Genomic DNA, 20892 nt, shown 5'->3' on the forward strand with positions numbered 1-20892 from the left:
GTCCTTTGCTGGAGTCGGTGGTCGCGGCCGGCTGAGGGGCACCCGCAGGGGTCGGCGCGCGGAAGTGGGAATGGCCGTTCCGAGGCAGGGGCGGGGCGGGCGGTCGGCCCGCCCCGCACCCGTGCGGGTCAGGTGTCGTCGGTCTCGCCGAGGACGACGCGGCGGATCTGGTCCTGGTCGGCGGCGGCTCCGGCCCAGATGCGCAGGTCGGTGATCACGCCGGGCAGGTAGTGGCCCCAGGCGCCGTTGGCGAAGCCCTTCCCGGCGGCCAGGTCGCCCGCCCCCTGGGCGCTGGTGAAGGCGGTGGCCGCGCCCTGGCGGACCACGCCCAGGTAGAGGGACGCCTCGCCGGTGACCGAGTCGTAGGTGCCGACCAGCCGCACGGCCGCGCCCATCTCCGCTTCGCTGTTGCTCTTCACGGAGGTGAAGGCGGTGGTGCTGCCGTCGGGGTTGAGGCGGCCGAAGTGCCATACGCCGGTGACGGTCCCGAAGTTGCTGTTCACAGCCTTCTGCTCGTACCAGATGCCCCAGGAGGAGCCGGTGGCGGTCCGCTCGCCGAACACCTGGGCGGTGTACCCGGCCGGCTTCAGCGCCAGCCTGTCCTGGTCGAGGGCGACCTCGGCGGTCACCGTGAACGACCCGGAGTCGTCGATCACCGGACCGGCCGTGCCCGCCGCCCCGGTCGAGCCGTCGAGCGTCAGGCCGTCCTCGCTCAGCCCGGCGCCGCCGCTCAGCGCCAGACCGTGGCCGTACCCGGAGCCGTCGGACACCGCGTTGCCCGACGCGGGCATCAGGCTCCAGTCCCCGACCAGGGCCATCGCGTTGTCGTTGTTCGGCAGCGTCGCGTCGGCCTCACGGGCGATCTCCGCATCGGTCAGCGTGCGCTGCCACACCCGCACCTCATCAATGTCACCCGCGAAGAAGTCGGTGTTGGTGTCGGTCCACCGCACCCGGCCGATCTGCATCGGACCGGTGGCGTTCCACGCGGTGGTGAAGGACGCGCTGCCCGCCAGCCTGCCGTTGACATACAGGCGGACCTGGTGCGCTGCGGAGTCGTAGCTGGCCGTCAGGTGGGTCCAGGCCCCCAGCACGGCCGGCTGCGGAGCGGTGATCTTCGTGTAGGTCCAGGAAGTGTTGGTGTCCGTGTTGGGCAGCCGCAGCGTCCAGGTGTTCAGAGCCGACTCGTAGGAGAGGAAGAACGGGCTGATGTGCACGCCGTCCTGCCCCAGGACGGTGCGGTTACGTCCGCCGGCCGTCAGCCGGACCCAGGCCGAGGCGGTGTAGGAGGCCCTGGTGTCGATCACCGGGCCGGCTGTGGCCGCGTAGCTGTTCTCGGTGCCGTCGAGAGCGAGGGCCCTGTCCGTCACCTTTTGGGCCAGCTTGTTGCCGTAGGCGTCGTACTCGACCGTGCCCCGGCGTCCCTTGGGGTCGCGGGTCGCGGTGGAGCCGAGGGTCGCGTTGCGGCGCAGGGCCGCGTTGGTGGTGGAGGAGTCGCCTGCCGTGCCGGAGGGTTCGTCGAAGCGCCACTGCCCGACCGGGCCGCTGCCCTCACTCACCACGAACTCCTTGGAGGCCGTGGCCCCCAGCCGTCCCAGGCTGTCCTTCGCCCGCACCTGCACGGTGAACGTGCCACCGGTCGGCGGGACGAACGACCCCCCGGCCGCACCCGTGACCACGGACGACCACGCGCTGCCGCTCGACATCTTGTACGTGTAGCCGGTGACGTTGCCGTCCGAGCTGTTCGGCGCGAACGTGAACGACGCCTTGGTCCCCGGCGCCCCACCGGGCACGCAGCTGTTGGGCAGGCACTCCGTGTACGGGCTCTTCAACGTGATCACCGGCGCCTTCGGCGCCGTGGTGTCCACAGTGAAGTAGCACCAGCCGGTCGTCGACCCGTTGGACGGGCCCGCCAGATCGCCCCCGGAGTAGTGGGAGACCGTCCAGGCCCGGTAGCGGTAGGTCTTGCCCTCCGCCAGCGTCGACCAGTCCAGCACCAGCGCCGTGTTGTTCGCCGCGTAGCCGCTGGCCGGCCGGACGACACTGGCGGGCTCGGGGGTGTCGGACCAGGTGCCGTCGGCGTTCTTCGTGTCCAGGTCGTAGGTGATCCGCAGCTGCGCCTCCGCCTCGCCGCCCGGTTCGGTCTTGGCGGTCGCGGTGAGGGTGGGCGTCGGGTCCGAGATCGTCTCCGGACTGGCGGCGTTGGTCTCGCAGGTCCGGTGCACGCCGTCGCCCAGGATGCCGATCGCACCGGGCAGCGCGGGAATGCCGACGTAGGTGACGCTGAGGGTGCCGTCGTTGTCGAACCGCTTCCAGGAGTTGGTGTCGCTCTCGTCGTGGGCGGCCAGCCGCAGCGTCAGCCGCGACCACTTCCCGTCCGCGAACGCCTGCACCGTGGAGGTGAGGTTCTCGTTCGTCTCACTGGGGTTGTCCTTGAACTCCACGGGAGCGGCGGGCTGGCTGGGGCTGCAGGCCGAACCGCGGCCGTGCGACACCGTGCGGTCGACCATCAGGTCCAGGGCCTTGGGGCCCGGCCAGGCGGTGGAAGAGGAGATGTTGTCGGTGCGCGAGAGGTCGACCGTGGTCGCGTCGCAGGAGAACGACCAGGTCTCGGTGATCCGGAACGTGGCGCTGAGGACGTGCTTGCCCGCCAGCTTGGACGGCGAGAACTCGAAGAACATCCGGTTGGTGTAGCCGGTACCGCAGTAGTACCCGTTGTACGTACCGCAGTGCCCCACCCCCTTGTCCCCGGAGAATTTCCAGAACTTGTCCCCGTCCGAGGACAGCATGGTCCATTCCCGGTTGTCGTCCAGCTTTGTGGCGGGATCGATATAGACCGGGTAGACCGTATCCTCCCCCTTCAGGACATCCGGGTCCGGCACCAGATCCAGAGCACCGCCGTCCAGACGCACCGGCAGCGCCGCTGTCGCGGCCCCGTCACCCGGCGCGTCGGCCGGATCACGCGTGACCTCGCCGTCCGACGCCCGGTCATCACCACCCGCATCCCCGGCCGAAAGCGGCCCGGTGGACGCTGCCCGACCGGAACGCACCGCAGCGCGGCCCCCCGCAGGGCTCCCAGCGGCGGACAGCACCGACCCGGCGCCGCCCTCACCCCGCTCGGCGGAGTCCCACATCTCCCCAGCCGCAGCCCGGAAGACCGCATTGCCGTCGGGATCCACCGCAGTCATGCCACCGCCCGGCCCCTCACGCACCGACAGACCCTCAGCACGCAGCGGAAAGGACACCTTCGCCAGATCCGGATTCTCCGCCGCCTGCCGGGACTTGACCACCAGCACCTGCCGGAAGCCCTCCACCGACGCGGTCACCCGCAGATCCACCCCCGGCAGCACCTCCGGATACACCGCACTGGACCCGTCCAGCACCGGCACCGGCAGCACCCCCCGCCACCCCAGACCCAGCGAACGACCACCCTCACCCAGCGTCACCAGATCGGTGTCACCACCCGGCGAGAACGACAGGTCCACCACCGCAGCCTTCGGCCCGATCGACCCGTCCGCCCGACGCACCAACGTCGCATCCGGCGCCGTGAACGACCCATCCGCCAACCGCACCCGCTGCGGCGCGACCGACTGCTCCAACGTCATCGTCCGATCGGGATTGACGAACGTCTGCGAATACTCCGTCCGCTCCTCAACCACCTCCACCCGCTCACCCGACGCCGCAGCCTCATCCGCTGCCCGCTGCGCCGCACTCTGCCCCGCCCCCAGAGCAGGCACGGGATCGGCCTGCGCCGACGCAGCCCCGAATGTGCCGGCCCCAGCCAGCAGCATTGCCGAGACGACAGAGGCACCGAGCAGGCCTCTCAGGCGTCGAGATATACGCATGCCGGTATGGAGCACGCTTCCCCCCGAATAAAGGTTGTGGACGACATGACAAAACCGCGTCAAGTTAGCGTTGGGCGACAACCGCGCGCAAGAGTGACTCGTATCACACTGTGAAGATTTGAAGACATATACAGCTATTGGTGGTCACGAATTACCTCCTCTTCATGCTCGAGGAAGGACGGCGGTTCACCATTCGAGACGGAGACGGCACTGCTCCAGCGGCGCTCCCTTCCTCGGCGTCGCGTCGCAGGGAAGTGCTGTCCCGCGTGGGGCCGCCGTGCATTGACCCGGCGATCTTCAGGGCGCAGGATGCGTGCAGGCAGCGGCCCCGGCCGCCGCGCAGCCGCCCTCGGAGGAAGCGAGCCCATGGCACTGGACGCCGATGTCATCGTGATCGGAGCGGGGCTGTCCGGGCTGGTCGCCACCGCTGAACTGGCCGCCGCCGGGCGCCGGGTGCTGCTGCTCGACCAGGAGCCGGCCGCCTCGCTCGGCGGGCAGGCCCACTGGTCCTTCGGCGGCCTCTTCCTGGTCGACTCGCCCGAGCAGCGCCGGCTGCGGGTCCGCGACTCGCACGAGCTGGCCTGGCAGGACTGGCTGGGTACGGCGGGCTTCGACCGGGCCGAGGACCACTGGCCCCGGCGCTGGGCCGAGGCGTACGTGGCCTTCGCGGCGGGGGAGAAGCGGGCCTGGCTGCGCGGTCTGGGGGTGCGGTTCTTCCCGGTGGTCGGCTGGGCCGAGCGCGGCGGCTACCTGGCGACCGGTCACGGCAACTCGGTGCCGCGCTTCCACATCACCTGGGGCACCGGCCCCGGCCTGGTCGAGCCGTTCGCCCGCCGAGTCCGGGAGGCTGCCGCCCGGGGCACCGTGCAGCTGCGCTTCCGGCACCGGGTCACCGGCCTGACGGTCACCGGCGGCGCGGTGGACGGCGTACGCGGCGAGGTGCTGGCGCCCAGCGGCGCCGAGCGGGGCACCGCCAGCTCCCGGGAGGTGGTGGACTCCTTCGAGCTGCGGGCCCAGGCCGTGATCGTCACCTCCGGCGGCATCGGCGGCAACCACGATCTGGTACGCGCCAACTGGCCGCAGCGGCTGGGCACTCCGCCCGCCCGGCTGCTCTCCGGGGTGCCCGCCCACGTCGACGGCCTGATGCTCGGGATCGCGGAGCGGGCCGGGGCCCGGCACATCAACCGCGACCGGATGTGGCACTACACCGAGGGCATCGAGAACTGGGACCCGATCTGGAGCCGCCACGGCATCCGCATCCTGCCCGGCCCGTCCTCGCTCTGGCTGGACGCGCGCGGTAACCGGCTGCCGGTGCCGCTCTTCCCCGGCTTCGACACCCTGGGCACCCTCGAACACATCATGTCCACCGGGTACGACCACACCTGGTTCGTCCTCACCCAGAAGATCATCGAGAAGGAGTTCGCCCTCTCCGGCTCCGAGCAGAACCCCGACCTCACCGGCAGGAGCATCCGCGCCGTCCTCGGCCGCGCACTGCCCGGCGCCACCGGCCCGGTGGCGGCGTTCAAGCAGCACGGGGCCGACTTCGTGGTCGCCGACGACCTGGCGGAACTAGTCCGGGGCATGAACCGGATCACCGGCGAGGAGCTGATCGACCAGGCCGCGCTGCACCGCGAGATCACCGCCCGCGACCATGCGCTGGACAACCCCTTCACCAAGGACCTCCAGCTCACCGCAGTGCACGGCGCCCGCCGCTACCTCGGGGACAAGCTGATCCGGGTCGCCGCCCCGCACCGCCTGCTCGACCCCAAGGCCGGTCCGCTGATCGCCGTCCGGCTGAACATCCTCACCCGCAAGTCACTCGGCGGCCTGGAGACCGACCTCGACGGCCGGGTGCTGCGGATGCACGGGCGGGGCGACGGCCAGCCGCTGCCCGGCCTGTACGCGGCGGGCGAGGCGGCGGGCTTCGGCGGCGGCGGGATGCACGGCTACCGCTCGCTGGAGGGCACCTTCCTCGGCGGCTGCCTCTTCTCCGGCCGTACGGCGGGCCGCGCCGCCGCGCGGGCGGTCGGCTGACGGCCTGTCAGGAGTCGGCCCGTCGGGAGTCGGGCTGGTCGGGAGTCGGGCAGTCGGGAGTCGGGCTGGTCAGGAGTCGGCGGTCAGCGCTCGGTGACCCGGCCCGCCGCCACCTCGATCCGCCGGGTGGTGTCCACCGCCGCCAGCATCCGCCGGTCGTGGGTCACCAGCAGCAGCGTGCCGGGGAAGGTCGCCAGCGCCGACTCCAGCTGCTCGATCGCGGGCAGGTCCAGATGGTTGGTCGGCTCGTCCAGTACCAGCAGGTTCACCCCGCGCGCCTGGAGCAGCGCCAGCGCCGCCCGGGTCCGCTCGCCGGGCGACAGGGTGGCCGCCGGGCGCAGCACATGGTGGGCCTTCAACCCGAACTTCGCCAGCAGGGTGCGGACGTCCGCCGGGGCCAGCTCCGGCACCGCGGCACCGAAGGCGTCCAGCAGTGCCTCCGTACCGAAGAACAGCCCCCTGGCCTGGTCCACCTCGCCCACCACCACGCCGGAGCCCAGCGACGCGTGCCCGGCGTCCAGCGGCAGCCGCCCGAGCAGCGCCGCCAGCAGGGTGGACTTCCCGGAGCCGTTGGCGCCGGTGATCGTCACCCGGTCCGCCCAGCCGATCTCCAGATCCACCGGCCCGAAGGCGAAGGAGCCGCGCCGCGCCTCGGCGCCGCGCAGCGTCGCCACCACCGCCCCGGCGCGCGGCGCCACGGCGATCTCCATCCGCAGCTCCCACTCCTTGCGCGGCTCCTCGACCACCTCCAGCCGCTCGATCAGCCGCTCGGTCTGGCGGGCCTTGGACGCCTGCTTCTCGGTCGCCTCGCTGCGGAACTTACGGCCGATCTTGTCGTTGTCGGTCGCCTTGCGGCGGGCGTTCTTGACGCCCTTCTCCATCCACGACCGCTGGGTGCGGGCCCGCGACTCCAGCGCCGCCCGGGTGTCCGCGTACTCGTCGTACTCCTCGCGGGCGTGGCGGCGGGCCACCTCCCGCTCCTCCAGATACGCCGCGTAACCGCCGCCGAAGCTGCGCACCTGCTGCTGGGCGTGGTCCAGCTCGACCACCCGGTTGACGGTACGGGCCAGGAACTCGCGGTCATGGCTGACCAGCACCGTCCCGGCGCGCAGCCCGGTGACGAACGCCTCCAGCCGGTCCAGGCCGTCCAGGTCCAGGTCATTGGTCGGCTCGTCCAGCAGGAAGATGTCGTACCGGCTCAGCAGCAGCGACGCCAGGCCCGCCCGCGCGGCCTGGCCGCCGGACAGTGCCGTCATCTGCTGGTCGAGTCCGACCTTCAGCCCCAGCCCCTCGGCGACCTCCGCCGCCCGCTCCTCCAGGTCGGCGCCGCCCAGGTCCAGCCAGCGCTCCAGGCCGACGGCGTAGGCGTCGTCCGAACCGGGCAGGCCGTCGACCAGCGCCTGGGTGGCGGTGTCCAGCGCCGCCTGTGCGGCGGCCACTCCGGTGCGGCGGGCCAGGAAGGCGCTCACCGTCTCGCCGGGGCGGCGGTCGGGCTCCTGGGGGAGGTGGCCGACGTTGGCGGTCGGCGGGCTGAGCCGCAGGGTGCCCTGGTCGGGGGCGTCCAGGCCGGCCAGCAGGCGCAGCAGCGTGGACTTGCCCGCGCCGTTGGCGCCGACCAGCCCCACGACATCGCCCGGCGCGACGACCAGGTCCAGGCCGGAGAAGAGTGCGCGGTCGCCGTGGCCGGCGGCGAGATCCTTGGCGACGAGAGTGGCAGTCATCAGGACCCGATCCTACGGCCCCGGGCAGACGTGCTCGCCGGGGGCGCGGGGAACGGTGTGCTCTCGTGGTGCGCCGAACGTATGGTGCTTCGCGCCTTGGGTGGTTGGGCGGGTGGTCTTGGGCTGTGGGGGGGTGGGTGGTTGTTCGCGCAGTTCCTCGCGCCCCTGGGGTGGTGGGTGGTGGAGCGGGTGAGGTCGTTTTCGGGTCGGTAAGCGGGGAATCCGGGCCTTATGGTGCAGATCGGATACACGATGATGACCGAGCAGGCCGGGCCCGTCGAGTTGGTGGACCACCTGGTCAGGGCGGAGGAGGTGGGCTTCGACTTCTCCGTGGTCTCGGACCACTACTTCCCGTGGCTGGACGCGCAGGGCCACGCCTCGTACGCGTGGAGTGTGCTCGGCGCCGCCGCTCGGGCCACCGCGCGGATTCCGCTGATGACGTATGTGACCTGCCCGACCATCCGCTACCACCCGGCCGTCGTGGCGCAGAAGGCGGCCACCGTGCAGTTGCTCTCGCACGGCCGCTTCCGGCTCGGCCTCGGCGCGGGGGAGAACCTCAACGAGCATGTGGTGGGCGGCGGCTGGCCCCCGGTGGACGTACGCCACGAGATGCTGGAGGAGGCGGTGGAGGTCATCCGGGCGCTGTTCGCCGGCGGCTATGTCAACCACCACGGCACCCACTTCGACGTCGAGTCCGCCAAGCTGTGGGACCTGCCGGAGCCGCCCCCGCCGATCGGTGTCGCCGTCTCCGGGGAGCAGTCCTGCGAGCTGGCCGGGCGACTGGCCGATCTGGTGATCTCCACCGAGCCCGAGGGCGGGCTGCTGGAGGCGTTCGACCGGTACGGCGGCGCGGGCAAGCCCCGGGTCGGCCAGCTGCCGGTCTGCTACGACCCGGACGCGGGCGCCGCCGTGGCCCGAGCGCACGAGCAGTTCCGCTGGTTCGGCGGCGGCTGGAAGGTCAACTCCGAGCTGCCCGGCACCGCCGCCTTCGCCGCCGCGACGCAGTTCGTCCGCCCCGACGACGTGGCCGCCTCCATCCCCTGCGGTGACGACGTCGAGGCGTTCGTCGAGGCGGTGCGGCCCTACGCCGAGGCGGGGTTCAGCGAGATCGCGCTGGTGCAGATCGGCGGCGACGCCCAGTACCCGTTCCTGGACTGGGCGGAGAAGTCGCTGCTGCCCGCCCTCCGGGAGCTGTGAGGCCCGCGCCACGCAGCCCCACCCCACGTACGAAAAGAGAGCACCATGTCCGCGACGACACTCGGCATCGACCCGGCCGAACTCGACGAGAGCCTGCTCATGCACGAGCTGGAGCAGGTCCACCGCACCCGCCACGAGACCCTGCTGCACGGCTCGCCGGAGGCGCTGGACCGGCACACCTCGCGGACCGCCGAGCTGGAGGAGGAGTATCTGCGCCGCCACCCGGAGCGCCAGGTCGCCGCCGGCCGCACCCGGCTCGGCGCACGGGCCCGCACCCGGGCGGGCGGCACCGACCCGCAGGCGCCGCGCGGCCTGGCCTGAGCAGCGCCGGAAACCGGTCCGAACGTCCAGCCGTACGTTCGGACCGGGTACCCACCGGTACCCGGTCCGATGCACAGACGACGACCCCAGCAGCGCGCGACTACCGGACCAGCAGCGGCCGGTCCGGGAACCGGTGCTCGACCAGCGCCTGCGCCAGCGCGTCCGCGAACGGCCCGGCGGCCGACGCGTCGCCGCCCGCCGTCACCACGCCCCGCTCCGCGACCACCTCCCCGGCCGGCGACTGCTCCGCGCCGGGGCCCAGCAGCCGGCGCCCGGCGCCCAGCGCGCCCACCGGCTTGCCGTGCCGGTACGCCTCCACGACGAACCGCAGCGCGTCCGGCTCCTCGGCCAGCGTCCCGGCCGACTCGTCGCCGCCGGCCACCACCACCGCGTCGTACAGCACCGAGGCCATGGTCGCCAGCGCCCGGTCCACCGCGACGGTGCCGCCGCCCTCGGCCCGCACCTGGCCGTCCCGGGGGGCCAGCAGCTCCACGATCACGCCCCGCGAGGTCAGGCCCTCGCGTACCGCCGCGGTCTGCGCCCCGTCCACGCCGTCCGCGACCAGCACCGCGACCTTGCGGGTGGCCGGGTCGCCGCCGAGCAGGTTCTGCTGGCTGAGCGCGGGGGAGACCGTGTTGTGGGCCGCTCCGGGCGCCCCCGCCGGGGGCTCCAGGCCGAGCCCGGTGGCGACCTCGGTGGCGAGCGTCCGGTCGACGTTGCCCAGGTTGGCGAGCATGCGCTCGCGTACGCCGATGTCCTCCACCTTGCCCAGTTCGAACCGGAACGCCGCCACGATGTGCTGCTTCTCCCAGTCGGCCATGCTGTTCCAGAACAGCGTGGCCTGGCTGTAGTGGTCCTGGAAGCTGTCGCTGCGGCGGCGGATCTTGTCGCCGTCCACCCGCACCTGGTAGTGCTTGAAGACGCCCTCCGGCAGCCCGGCCCCGGACCCGGCGTGCGCCGGGCAGCCGCCGCCCAGCGAGTTGGGGAAGTAGCTGGTGCCGGTCTGGATCAGCTGCTGGCCGAAGCCGTCCCGGTGGTTCTGGCTGACCTCGGCGACCGGCCGGTTGACCGGCAGCTGGGAGAAGTTGGGGCCGCCCAGCCGGATCAGCTGGGTGTCCAGGTAGGAGAAGTTGCGGCCCTGGAGCAGCGGGTCGTTGGTGAAGTCGATGCCGGGCACCACATTGGCGGTGTGGAAGGCCACCTGTTCGGTCTCGGCGAAGAAGTTCTGCGGGTTGCGGTCCAGCACCATCCGGCCGATCGGGCGGACCGGCACCTGCTCCTCCGGGATGATCTTCGTGGCGTCCAGCAGGTCGAAGTCGAACGCGAACTCGTCCTCCTCCGGCACCAGCTGCACGCCCAGCTCCCACTCCGGGTAGCTGCCGGCGGCGATGGCCTCCCACAGGTCCCGCCGGTTGAAGTCCGGGTCCCGCCCGGCCGCCAGCTGCGCCTCGTCCCAGACCAGCGAGGCCACGCCCAGCTTGGGCTTCCAGTGGAACTTCACGAACGTACCGCGCCCCTGCGCGTTGACGAACCGGAAGGTGTGCACGCCGAAGCCCTGCATCATCCGGAAGCTGCGCGGGATCGCCCGGTCCGACATCAGCCACATCAGCATGTGGGTGGTCTCCGGGGTGAGGGCGCAGAAGTCCCAGAAGGTGTCGTGCGCCGAGGCGCCGGTGGGCATCTCGTTCTGCGGCTCCATCTTCACCGCGTGCACGAAGTCCGGGAACTTGATGGCGTCCTGGATGAAGAAGACCGGGAAGTTGTTGCCCACCAGGTCGTAGTTGCCCTGCCGGGTGTAGAACTTCGTCGCGAAGCCCCGCACGTCGCGCACCGTGTCCGCCGAGCCGCGCGGCCCCTGCACGGTGGAGAACCGCACGAAGACGGGGGTGCGCCGGCCGGGCTCCTGGAGGAAGTCCGCGCAGGTGTACTCGGCCAGCGACTCATACGGCTCGAAGTACCCGTACGCGCCCGAACCCCGCGCGTGCACCACCCGCTCCGGGATGCGCTCATGGTCGAAGTGGGTGACCTTCTCCCGGAAGTGGAAGTCCTCCAGCAGCGTCGGTCCGCGGTCCCCCGCCGCCAGCGAGTTGTCGGTGTCGTCGACCCGCACTCCCTGATCGGTGGTCAGCGCCGGTCCCGGCGGGACCCGGAAGCCGTCCAGCTGCTGGTCCTTCTCGTCGTCCCGATCGGCACCGCTGCCCGCGGTCTCCGGCCCTACGGCCATGGTTGTGCTCCCTCTCGAACGGTCGGCGGCGGCGATGCCGCCCGGCGGTCCGCCCCGGTACCCGGGCCGTCCCGGTTCATGCACGGCGGACGGCAGGGCCGCCCGGCTTCCCCCGGACGGCCCTGGGCGCGGATCGGCGCGCATGAACCGGACCGACCCGGGTACCGCACCGGGCTGCCGGGCCGCACCCGTGGGCCGGCACCCACCGTCCGACCCATGGAGGAACCCGTGGCCATCAGCCCCATCGACCTGCAGAAGGCCCTCTCCGGCGCCAACTACCCCGCCGATCGCGAGTCGCTGGCCAAGTGTGCCGCCGGCAACGGCGCCGACAAGAGCCTGATCGACCGCATCCGCAAGCTCGACGCCAAGAGCTTCGAGAACCCCGCCGAGGTCAGCAAGGCCCTCTTCAAGCACGCCTGACCGGCCGGTGCCCCCGTCCCGCCGCACCGGCGGGGCGGGGGGATCGCCGGCCCGCCAAGGAGCCCGCCAAGGAGACCGTCAGCCCCTGGGGTCCGTCAGCCCCTGGGGTCCGTCAGCCCTTGGAGACCGTCAGCCCTTACGGAGGCCGTATGAACACCACCCCCGTCCGCTGGAAGCGTGCCGTGGTCACCGGCGGCGCCGGCTTCGTCGGCTCCCACCTGTGCACCGCGCTGCTCGACCGGGGCACCCGGGTCGTCTGCGTCGACGACTACTCCACCGGCAGCCCGGAGAACGTCGCCCACCTCGCCCGCCGCGACGGCTTCGCCCTGCTCAAGGCCGACGTCTGCGAGCCGTTCGAGGTCGAGGGGCCCGTCGACCTGGTGCTGCACTTCGCCTCCCCGGCGTCCCCCGCCGACTACCTGCGGCTGCCGCTGCACACCCTGGACACCGGCAGCCTGGGCACCCGCAATGTGCTGGCGCTGGCCCGCGAGCACCAGGCCCGGCTGGTCCTCGCCTCCACCTCGGAGGTCTACGGCGACCCGCTGCGGCACCCGCAGCCCGAGGACTACTGGGGCAATGTCAACCCGGTCGGCCCGCGCAGCGTCTACGACGAGGCCAAGCGCTTCGCCGAGGCGCTCACCACCGCCGACATCGCGGTGCGCGGCACCAACGCCGCCATCGTCCGGCTGTTCAACACCTACGGCCCCCGGATGCGCGCCCGCGACGGCCGGGCCGTGCCCACCTTCATCCGGCAGGCGCTGGCCGGCGAGCCGCTGACCGTCACCGGCGACGGCAGCCAGACCCGCTCGCTCACCTATGTCGACGACACGGTGCGCGGCGTCCTGGCGCTGGCCGGCTCCGACCTGGCCGGGCCGGTGAACATCGGCAACCCCGCCGAGCTGACCATGACCGAGCTGGCCCGGCTGGTCATCAGGCTCACCGGCTCCTCCTCCGAGCTGCGCTTCATCGAACGCCCCACCGACGACCCCGCCGTCCGGCGGCCCGACATCACCCTCGCCCGGGGCAAGCTCCAGTGGGACCCGCTCACCGATCCCGAGGAGGGGCTGCGGCGCACCATCACCTGGTTCCGCGCCAACGCCTGAGCCCCGTACGGCACCGCCGCCCCGCGAGTACCGAAAGGCCACCGATCCCATGCGCATCCTCGGTATCAACGCCCTCTTCCACGACCCGGCGGCGGCCCTGGTCATCGACGGCCGCACCGTCGCCGCAGCCGAGGAGGAGCGGTTCTCCCGCCGCAAGCACGGCAAGCGCCCGGTCCCCTTCGCCGCCTGGGAACTGCCCGAGCAGGCCGCCGCCTGGTGCCTGGCCCAGGCCGGACTGCGGCCCCAGGACCTCGACGCCGTCGCCTACTCCTTCGACCCGGCGCTGGCGAGGCCCGCCGACGAACTGGGCCTGGACGACCCCTGGGACCACCTGCGGCTGACGTACGCTCGCGAGGCGCCGCGCTTCCTGGCCACCGCGCTGCCCGGCCTCGACCCGGCCGCCGTCCGCTTCGTACCGCACCATGTCGCGCACGCCGCCTCCGCCGCGCACGCCGCACCCGACGCCGAGACCTGCGCGGTGCTGGTGCTGGACGGCCGGGGCGAGGCCGCCTCCCACCTGGCCGCCCGGCGGGTCGGCCGCGACCTGGAACCGCTGCACACTCAGGCGCTGCCGCACTCGCTCGGCCTGGTGTACGAGGAGCTGACCGAGCACCTGGGCTTCCTGCGCTCCTCCGACGAGTACAAGGTGATGGCCCTCGCCTCGCACGGCACGCCCCGGATGCTCCCCGAACTGCGCCGCCGGGTGCACAGCACCGGCGACGGCGGCTTCCGCGCCTCCCGGGTGCCCTGGGCCGAGCTGACCGCGCCGCGCCGCCCCGCCGAGGCATGGACCCAGGACCACGCCGACCTGGCCGCCAGCGCCCAGCGGTGCCTGGAGGAGGTGCTGCTCGACCTGGCCCGCTGGCTGCACGGTCGCACCGGGGACCGGCTGCTGGCGATGGCCGGGGGAGTGGCCCTCAACTGCGTGGCCAACTCCCGGCTCGCCCGGGAGGGCCCCTTCGACCGGGTCTGGGTGCAGCCCGCCGCCGGCGACGCCGGGACCGCGCTCGGCGCCGCCCTGCACCTGGCGGCGGGCGGCGGCGACCGGCCCGCCCCGATGCACGGCGCCGACCTGGGCCGGGGCTGGTCCGAAGCCGAACTGGAGGCGTGGCTGAAGACCGCGGGCGTCCCCTACGACCGGCCCGCCGACATCGCCGCCGAGGTGGCCGAGGCGCTGGCCGCCGACCGGATCGTGGCCTGGTTCCAGGGCCGCGCCGAGTACGGCCCGCGCGCCCTCGGCCACCGCTCGCTGCTCGCCCACCCGGGCCACTCCGGCAACCTGGAGCGGCTCAACGACGTCAAGGGCCGCGAGCAGTTCCGGCCGGTGGCGCCGATGGTCCTCGCCGAGCGCGCCGCCGCGATCTTCGACGGGCCGCTGCCCAGCCCGTACATGCTCTTCGTGCACGAGGTGGCCCCCGAGTGGCGCGACCGCATCCCCGCCGTGGTGCACGTCGACGGCACCGCCCGCATCCAGACCGTCGACCGGCGGGCCGAACCGCTGGTCGCCCGGATGCTGGAGCGCTTCGAACGGCTCACCGGGCTGCCGGTGGTGGTCAACACCAGCCTCAACACGGCGGGGCGGCCCATGGTGGACGACCCGCGCGACGCCCTGGAGTGCTTCGGCTCCTCCCCGGTCGACCTGCTGGCGCTCGGCCCGTTCGCCGTCCGCCGGGGCCGGCTGTTCGCCGCCGCCGACCCGGCCGAGGTGGCCCGGTGACCGGCTACGCGGTGGTCATCCCCACCCTGGGCCGGCCCAGCCTCACCGGCTGCCTGCACGCCCTGGCCGCATCCACCGGGCCCCGGCCCCGGCGGGTGGTGCTGGTCGACGACCGGCCGCTGGACGACTGCCGCCCGCTGCCGGCCGCGATCCCCGAGGCGCTGCGCGACCGGACCACCACCGTGCCCGGCTGCGGCAACGGCCCGGCCGCCGCCCGCAACGCCGGCTGGCGGGCCACCGATGAGCCCTGGGTGGCCTTCCTGGACGACGACGTGCTGCCCGGCCCCACCTGGGCCGCCGATCTGGCCGTCGACCTCACGGCGGCCGGACCGCAGGTCGGCGCGGTGCAGGGCCGCATCCGGGTGCCGCTGCCGGAGGACCGCCGCCCCACCGACTGGGAGCGCGGCACCGCCGGGCTGGCCACCGCGCTGTGGATCACCGCCGACATGGCCTACCGGCGGGCGGCGCTGGAGGCGGTCGGCGGCTTCGACGAGCGCTTCCGGCGGGCCTTCCGCGAGGACGCCGACCTGGCGCTGCGCACCCTGGACGCCGGCTGGACGATCACCATGGGCACCCGGCGCACCACCCACCCGGTCCGGCCCGCCGACCGCTGGGCCTCGGTCCGCGCCCAGGCGGGCAACGCCGACGACGCCCTGATGACCCGGCTGCACGGCCACGGCTGGTGGGCCCGCGCCCAGGCCCCGCGCGGACGGCTGCCGGTCCACCTGGCCGTCACCGCCGCCGCGCTGGCCGCCGTGGGCTGCGCCGCCGCCCGCCGCCCGGCCGCCGCCCTGGGCTGCGCGGCGGCCTGGGCGCTCGGCACGGCCGAGTTCACGCTCGCCCGTACGCTGCCGGGGCCGGGCACCGCCGAGGAGGTCGCCGCCATGGCGGCGACCAGCGCCCTGATCCCGCCCGCCGCGTCACTCCACTGGCTGCGCGGCCGCCTGCGGCACCGGACGGCCGGGCCGTGGACCGCCCCGGCCGCGCCGGAGCCCCGCCGGCCCGCGCCGACCGCGCAGGATGCGCTCTGAGCTGCGGCGCGACGCCCGGCGGGGCTCCGGCGGGCGTCGGGCGGCCACCGGGGCGGCCGGCCTTGGCGGGCGCCGGGGGCGGCCATCGCCGCCGGGGCGGGTGTTTGCCGCGATACGCCCTGGGAAGGCGCGGGCCAGTGCCACCGACAAAAGGCACAAAAGGGCTGTATCGGCCGCCCTGGACGGTCGACGGCCTGCCCCGGGTCATGCGCCCGCCCACGGTGGCGACCCGAGGCCGCAGGACTGCGCCCGACCGCCCCGCCCCCGGAGTGTGCACCGCCGCAGGCTGTGCCAGGAAAGCAGGCTGCCATGACCCGTCCCGGGCCCGGCCCCGCCCGCCCCCGTCCCGGTGCGGACGGCCACGCCCCGCCCCCGGCGGGCGACCGCTCGCCGCACGACCTGCCGGAGCGGCTGGAGCGGCTGGCACGGCTGCCGGCCGGCCCGGAGCGCGACCGGCTGCGCGAGCAGGTCATCTCCTCGCTGATGCCGATGGCCCGCCGGCTCGCCCGGCGGTTCCGCAACCGGGGGGAGAGCGACGACGACCTGCTCCAGGTCGCCTCGGTGGGCCTGGTCAAGGCCGTCGACCGCTACGACCCCCGGCAGGGCCACGCCTTCGAGTCCTTCGCCGTGCCCACCATCGTCGGGGAGCTCAAGCGCCACTTCCGCGACCACGCCTGGGACCTGCACGTCCCCCGGCGGGTGCAGGAGGCCCGCAACCAGGTGCGCCGCGCCCAGCAGGAGCTGCTCCAGCCGCTGGAGGGCCGCAGCCCCACCGTCGCGGAGGTGGCCCGGCACACCGGGCTGCCCGAGGAGGACGTGATCCTCGGCCTGGAGGCGTACCAGGCGTACACGGCCGTCTCGCTGGACGCGCCGGTGCCGGGCATGGAGGCCGGGTCGCTGGCGGACACCATGGGCACCGAGGACCGCTTCCTGGACCTGGTCGTGGACCGGATCTCGCTGCGGCCGCTGCTGGAGGAGCTGCCCGAGCGCGAGCGCCGCATCCTCTTCCTGCGCTTCTTCCGCAGCATGACGCAGCATCAGATCGCGGACGCGGTCGGCGTCTCGCAGATGCACGTCTCCCGGCTGATAGCCCGTTCGTGCGCCACGCTGCGCAGCGGCATGCTGACCGGCGTCTGAGCCCGACCGCCCTCCATGCCCGACCGTCCCCCCACGCCCGACCGCCCCCCACGCCCGCCCGGACCGCCGGGAGCGCCGTACGGCCGCGACGGGCCGCCGTCACGGAAGGTGAGTGAATTGTCCAGGTTTGGTAGTGCTGTACCGGGAAAGCCGCCTGCCATGCCGATGCCGCCCGCCGCCACCGCCGCCCGACCGGTCCCCGCCGCCCCGGCACCGGCGGCCCAGCCCTGGATCTTCCCGCACGCCGCCCCCGCCGAGCGGCGACCGCCCCCCGGACCCGACCGGCCCCGGCGCCCCGGGCGGCCCGGACCCGCCGGGCGCGGCCTGCCGGACGCCGTCCTCTTCGACCGCGACGGCACCCTGGTGTTCGACGTCCCGTACAACGGCGACCCCGGCTGGGTGCGCCCGGTGCCGCAGGCCCGCGCCGCGCTGGCCCAGCTGCGCACCCTCGGCGTCCCGGTCGGCGTGGTGAGCAACCAGTCCGGCGTGGCCAGGGGCGTGCTCACCCGGCGCCAGGTCACCGCCGTCCAGGAGCGGGTGGAGCAGCTGCTCGGCCCGTTCCGGGTCTGGGCCGTCTGCCCGCACGGACCCGATGACCACTGCGGCTGCCGCAAACCCGCCCCCGGCCTGATCCTGGCCGCCTGCGGCCGGATCGGCGCCGACCCGGCCCGCACGGTGGTCATCGGCGACATCGGCGCGGACGTCGCGGCGGCGGCCGCCGCCGGGGCGCGCGGCATCCTGGTCCCCGCCCCCGCCACCCGCCCGGAGGAGGTCGACCGCGCCGGCGAGGTCGCGCCCGACCTGCTCGCCGCCGTCCGGCTGGCCCTGCACCTGCCGCCCGCGCCCACCCCGGGGAGCGCGCCGTGAGGACGCTGGTGGTCCGGTTGGACAGCGCCGGGGACGTCCTGCTGGCCGGCCCCGCCATACGGGCCGCCGCCGCCGCGTCCGAGCACACCGCCGTGCTGTGCGGCCCGCAGGGCGCCTGGGCCGCCCGGATGCTGCCCGGCGTGGACGAGGTCCTGGTGCACGACGCGCCCTGGGAGGGCCTGGAGCCGCCGCCGGTACGGACCGAGGACGTCCGTGCGCTCCTGGCCGACCTCGCCCAACGCCGCTTCGACCGCGCCCTGGTCCTCGCCTCCCACCACCAGAGCCCGCTGCCCGCCGCGCTGCTGCTCCGGCTGGCCGGCGTCCGCTGGATCGCCGCCGACAGCGAGCACTACCCCGGCTCGCTGCTGGACCTGCGGCACCGCCGCGCCCCCGGCCGCCACGAGGCCGAGGCCGCCCTCGACCTCGCGGCGGCGGCGGGCCTGCCGCTGCCGCCCGGCGACGACGGCCGGCTGCGGATCACCCCGCCGCCCGACACCTCCGGGCTCACCGGCACCGCCCCCTACCTGGTGCTGCACCCCGGCGCCGCCGTACCCGCCCGCACCTGGAGCCCCGGCCGCGCCGCCACCGCGCTGCGCTCCCTCACCCGGGCCGGCCACCGGGTCGTGGTCACCGGCGGCCCCGGCGAGGAAGCCCTCACCGCCCAGGTCGCCGCTGCGGGACCCGCCCTCGACCTGGGCGGCCGCACCGCCCCCGACCAGCTCGCCGGGATACTGGCCCACGCCGACGCCGCCGTGGTGGGCAACACCGGCCCCGCCCACCTCGCCGCCGCCGTGGGCACCCCGGTGGTCAGCCTGTTCGCCCCCGTCGTCCCCGCCGAGCGCTGGGCCCCGTACCGCGTCCCGCACGTCCTGCTCGGCCGCCCCGACGCGCCCTGCGCCGGCAGCCGGGCCCGCAGCTGTCCCGTCCCCGGCCACCCCTGCCTGGACTCGGTCACCGACGCCGAACTCCTCACCGCCGTCGCCACCCTCACCGGCGGACCGATCGGACCCACCGGCCCCGCCCCGACCCGCCGCGAGGTGACCGCGTGAACATCCTGCTCTGGCACGTCCACGGCTCCTGGACCACCTCCTTCGTCCAGGGCCCGCACACCTACCTGCTGCCGGTCACCCCCGACCGGGGCCCGGACGGCCTGGGCCGCGCCCGCACCTGGGACTGGCCGGCCAGTGTCCTCGAACTGCCGCCCGAGCGGCTGCGCACCGCCGACATCGACCTGGTCGTCCTCCAGCGCCCGCACGAGGCCGCGCTGGCCGAGGAGTGGCTCGGCCGCCGCCCCGGCCGCGACCTGCCCGCCGTCTACCTGGAGCACAACGCCCCGCACGGCGCGGTGCCCGACACCCGGCACCCGGCGGCCGACCGCGACGACCTGCTGCTGGTGCACGTCACCCACTTCAACCGCCTCTTCTGGGACAGCGGCTCCACCCGCACCGCCGTCATCGAGCACGGCATCGTCGACCCCGGCCACCGCTACACCGGCCGGCTGGCCCGCGCCGCCGTCGTGGTCAACGAACCGGTACGGCGCGGCCGCACCACCGGCACCGACCTGCTGCCCGCCCTTGCCGCCGCCGCCCCGCTGGACGTCTTCGGCATGGGCACCGAAGGGCTGGCCGGCCACCTCGGACTGCCGCCCGACCGCTGCCGCACCCAGGACCTCCCGCAGGCCGAACTGCACCGGGCGCTCGCCGACCGGCGGGTCTACCTGCACCCGGTGCGCTGGACCTCGCTCGGCCTGTCGCTGCTGGAGGCGATGCACCTGGGCATGCCGGTGGTCGCCCTGGCCACCACCGAGGCGGTGCACGCCGTGCCGCCCGGCGCCGGAGTGCTCTCCACCCGGCCCGAGGAGCTGGCCGACGCCGTACGCCACTACCTGGACGACCCGGCGGCGGCCGTCACCGACGGCTTCCGGGCCCGCCAGGCCGCGCTGGACCGCTACGGACTGAAGCGCTTCCTGGCCGACTGGAACCATGTGATCGAAGAGGTGTGCGCATGAGGCCCCTGAAGATCTCCCTCGTCTCCGAGCACGCCAGCCCGCTCGCCGCGCTGGGCGGCGTCGACGCGGGCGGCCAGAACGTCCATGTCGCCGCGCTGGCCTCGGCGCTCGCCGACCTCGGCCACGAGATCACCGTCCACACCCGCCGGGACGCCCCCGCCCTCGCCGATGACGTACCGCTGCGCGCCGGGGTCACCGTCCACCACGTCCCGGCGGGCCCCGCCCGCGCCGTCCCCAAGGACGACCTGCTGCCGTATATGCACGCCTTCGGTGAGCACCTGGCCCGCACCTGGGCCGCCGACCCGCCCCACCTGGTGCACGCCCACTTCTGGATGTCCGGCCTGGCCGCGCTGCGCGGCACCCGCGAGCTGGACGTACCGGTGGTGCAGACCTTCCACGCGCTGGGCGCCGTCAAGCGCCGCCACCAGGGCGCCGCCGACACCAGCCCCGCCCGCCGCGTCGCGCTGGAGCAGACGGTCGGCCGGATGTGCCGGCGCATCATCGCCACCTGCCGCGACGAGGTCGACGAACTGGCCGCCATGGGCCTGCCCCGCGACCGCGCCACCGTGGTGCCCTGCGGCATCGACCCGGCCCGCTTCACCCCCGACGGGCCGATCGCGCGGCGCACCGGCCGGCCCCGGCTGCTCCAGGTCGGCCGACTGGTCCCGCGCAAGGGCGTCGCCACTGCCATCACCGCGCTGGCCCGCATCCCCGGCGCCGAACTGCTGGTCGCGGGCGGCCCGCCCGCCGACCGGCTCGACACCGACCCCGAGGCCCGGCGGCTGACCGCCCTCGCCCGGGACACCGGCGTCGCGGACCGGCTGCGGCTGCTCGGCAGCGTCCCGCCCGCCGAGCTGCCCGCCCTGCTGCGCAGCGCCGACCTGGTGCTCTGCCCGCCGGACTACGAGCCGTTCGGCATCGTGCCGCTGGAGGCCATGGGCTGCGGCGTACCGGTGGTCGCCAGCGCGGTCGGCGGCCACCTGGACACGGTCGCGGACCGGGGCACCGGGCGGCTGGTACCGCCCGGGGACCCGGACGCGCTGGCCTCGGCCGCCGTCGAACTGCTCGCCACCCCGCGCGTACGGGCCGCGTACGGGGCGGCCGGGCGGCGCCGGGTGCTCGCCCGCTACAGCTGGGAGGGCGTCGCCGCCGCCACCGAGGCCGTCTACCGGGAGGTCCTGATGGCGGCCCACCGGACCGCCAAGGCCACGGCCACCGTCACCGGGGCGATCTGATGCCCCCGTCCCTGCGCTTATCGCCGTGCCGTCCG

Annotated in this window: 15 protein-coding genes; 12 read left to right on the forward strand and 3 right to left on the reverse strand. The window is 74.4% G+C overall.

The genetic code is table 11. The features are described 5' to 3' along the window. Window positions 1-128: 128 nt before the first annotated feature. Window positions 129-3602, reverse strand: a complete 3474-nt coding sequence (locus tag ACIQGZ_RS09005; RefSeq protein ID WP_402600339.1) for a LamG domain-containing protein — start codon at window positions 3600-3602, stop codon at window positions 129-131. Window positions 3603-4208: 606 nt separating this feature from the next. Here ACIQGZ_RS09005 and ACIQGZ_RS09010 point away from each other — a divergent pair. After that, window positions 4209-5876, forward strand: coding sequence for an FAD-binding dehydrogenase (locus ACIQGZ_RS09010; protein ID WP_402600340.1), 1668 nt, complete (start codon window positions 4209-4211; stop codon window positions 5874-5876). Window positions 5877-5959: 83 nt separating this feature from the next. Here the strand turns inward: ACIQGZ_RS09010 and ACIQGZ_RS09015 are convergent, their stop codons facing one another. Beyond that, complete coding sequence (locus ACIQGZ_RS09015) at window positions 5960-7597, reverse strand: ABC-F family ATP-binding cassette domain-containing protein (RefSeq protein ID WP_402600341.1); 1638 nt, start codon at window positions 7595-7597, stop codon at window positions 5960-5962. Between the two features lie 231 nt (window positions 7598-7828). Between ACIQGZ_RS09015 and ACIQGZ_RS09020 the strand changes: the two genes are divergently transcribed. Both ACIQGZ_RS09020 and ACIQGZ_RS09025 read left to right on the forward strand, forming a co-directional pair. Continuing rightward, window positions 7829-8794 (forward strand): LLM class F420-dependent oxidoreductase, encoded by a 966-nt coding sequence (locus ACIQGZ_RS09020; RefSeq protein ID WP_402600343.1) that lies wholly within the window; start codon window positions 7829-7831, stop codon window positions 8792-8794. A gap of 45 nt (window positions 8795-8839) precedes the next feature. Beyond that, window positions 8840-9115, forward strand: a complete 276-nt coding sequence (locus ACIQGZ_RS09025; RefSeq protein WP_402600344.1) for a DUF6158 family protein — start codon at window positions 8840-8842, stop codon at window positions 9113-9115. Window positions 9116-9215: 100 nt separating this feature from the next. On the opposite strand, the gene ACIQGZ_RS09030 is transcribed toward ACIQGZ_RS09025, so the two are convergent. Then, on the reverse strand, window positions 9216-11339 hold the full coding sequence (locus ACIQGZ_RS09030) for a catalase (protein ID WP_402600345.1): 2124 nt from the start codon (window positions 11337-11339) through the stop codon (window positions 9216-9218). Window positions 11340-11555: 216 nt separating this feature from the next. Between ACIQGZ_RS09030 and ACIQGZ_RS09035 the strand changes: the two genes are divergently transcribed. The 9 genes from ACIQGZ_RS09035 to ACIQGZ_RS09075 all read left to right on the forward strand — a co-directional run bounded on the left by ACIQGZ_RS09035 (window position 11556) and on the right by ACIQGZ_RS09075 (window position 20857). Then, complete coding sequence (locus tag ACIQGZ_RS09035; RefSeq protein WP_402600346.1) at window positions 11556-11759, forward strand: DUF2795 domain-containing protein; 204 nt, start codon at window positions 11556-11558, stop codon at window positions 11757-11759. Between the two features lie 149 nt (window positions 11760-11908). Beyond that, window positions 11909-12862, forward strand: coding sequence for an NAD-dependent epimerase/dehydratase family protein (locus ACIQGZ_RS09040; RefSeq protein ID WP_402600347.1), 954 nt, complete (start codon window positions 11909-11911; stop codon window positions 12860-12862). A gap of 49 nt (window positions 12863-12911) precedes the next feature. Then, complete coding sequence (locus ACIQGZ_RS09045; protein ID WP_402600348.1) at window positions 12912-14579, forward strand: carbamoyltransferase; 1668 nt, start codon at window positions 12912-12914, stop codon at window positions 14577-14579. After that, window positions 14576-15610 carry a glycosyltransferase family 2 protein gene (locus ACIQGZ_RS09050; protein ID WP_402600349.1) on the forward strand — a complete coding sequence of 345 codons (1035 nt, stop codon included), beginning with the start codon at window positions 14576-14578 and terminating at the stop codon, window positions 15608-15610. The genes ACIQGZ_RS09045 and ACIQGZ_RS09050 overlap by 4 nt, the downstream gene beginning before the upstream one ends. Window positions 15611-15919: 309 nt before the next feature. Beyond that, a complete protein-coding gene (locus ACIQGZ_RS09055) occupies window positions 15920-16747 on the forward strand; it encodes a SigB/SigF/SigG family RNA polymerase sigma factor (protein ID WP_402600351.1) in 828 nt (275 codons plus the stop codon). Between the two features lie 159 nt (window positions 16748-16906). Further along, window positions 16907-17614, forward strand: coding sequence for a D-glycero-alpha-D-manno-heptose-1,7-bisphosphate 7-phosphatase (locus tag ACIQGZ_RS09060; RefSeq protein ID WP_402600353.1), 708 nt, complete (start codon window positions 16907-16909; stop codon window positions 17612-17614). Then, on the forward strand, window positions 17611-18663 hold the full coding sequence (locus ACIQGZ_RS09065) for a glycosyltransferase family 9 protein (protein WP_402600355.1): 1053 nt from the start codon (window positions 17611-17613) through the stop codon (window positions 18661-18663). The genes ACIQGZ_RS09060 and ACIQGZ_RS09065 overlap by 4 nt, the downstream gene beginning before the upstream one ends. Next, window positions 18660-19622, forward strand: a complete 963-nt coding sequence (locus tag ACIQGZ_RS09070; protein WP_402600357.1) for a glycosyltransferase — start codon at window positions 18660-18662, stop codon at window positions 19620-19622. Before ACIQGZ_RS09065 ends, ACIQGZ_RS09070 begins: the two co-directional genes overlap by 4 nt. Next, complete coding sequence (locus tag ACIQGZ_RS09075) at window positions 19619-20857, forward strand: glycosyltransferase (protein ID WP_402600358.1); 1239 nt, start codon at window positions 19619-19621, stop codon at window positions 20855-20857. The genes ACIQGZ_RS09070 and ACIQGZ_RS09075 overlap by 4 nt, the downstream gene beginning before the upstream one ends. Window positions 20858-20892: the final 35 nt, after the last annotated feature.

It is taken from the genome of Streptomyces sp. NPDC092296, from assembly GCF_044755465.1.
Classification (GTDB): Bacteria; Actinomycetota; Actinomycetes; order Streptomycetales; family Streptomycetaceae; genus Peterkaempfera.

Coding starts and splice junctions, on each gene's coding strand:
- ACIQGZ_RS09010 (WP_402600340.1), top strand. CDS start 4,209: ATGGCACTGGACGCCGATGTCATCGTGATCGGAGCGGGGCTGTCCGGG.
- ACIQGZ_RS09075 (WP_402600358.1), top strand. CDS start 19,619: ATGAGGCCCCTGAAGATCTCCCTCGTCTCCGAGCACGCCAGCCCGCTC.
- ACIQGZ_RS09040 (WP_402600347.1), top strand. CDS start 11,909: ATGAACACCACCCCCGTCCGCTGGAAGCGTGCCGTGGTCACCGGCGGC.
- ACIQGZ_RS09045 (WP_402600348.1), top strand. CDS start 12,912: ATGCGCATCCTCGGTATCAACGCCCTCTTCCACGACCCGGCGGCGGCC.
- ACIQGZ_RS09030 (WP_402600345.1), bottom strand. CDS start 11,339: ATGGCCGTAGGGCCGGAGACCGCGGGCAGCGGTGCCGATCGGGACGAC.
- ACIQGZ_RS09020 (WP_402600343.1), top strand. CDS start 7,829: ATGGTGCAGATCGGATACACGATGATGACCGAGCAGGCCGGGCCCGTC.
- ACIQGZ_RS09025 (WP_402600344.1), top strand. CDS start 8,840: ATGTCCGCGACGACACTCGGCATCGACCCGGCCGAACTCGACGAGAGC.
- ACIQGZ_RS09055 (WP_402600351.1), top strand. CDS start 15,920: ATGACCCGTCCCGGGCCCGGCCCCGCCCGCCCCCGTCCCGGTGCGGAC.
- ACIQGZ_RS09015 (WP_402600341.1), bottom strand. CDS start 7,597: ATGACTGCCACTCTCGTCGCCAAGGATCTCGCCGCCGGCCACGGCGAC.
- ACIQGZ_RS09060 (WP_402600353.1), top strand. CDS start 16,907: ATGCCGATGCCGCCCGCCGCCACCGCCGCCCGACCGGTCCCCGCCGCC.
- ACIQGZ_RS09035 (WP_402600346.1), top strand. CDS start 11,556: ATGGAGGAACCCGTGGCCATCAGCCCCATCGACCTGCAGAAGGCCCTC.
- ACIQGZ_RS09005 (WP_402600339.1), bottom strand. CDS start 3,602: ATGACGTTGGAGCAGTCGGTCGCGCCGCAGCGGGTGCGGTTGGCGGAT.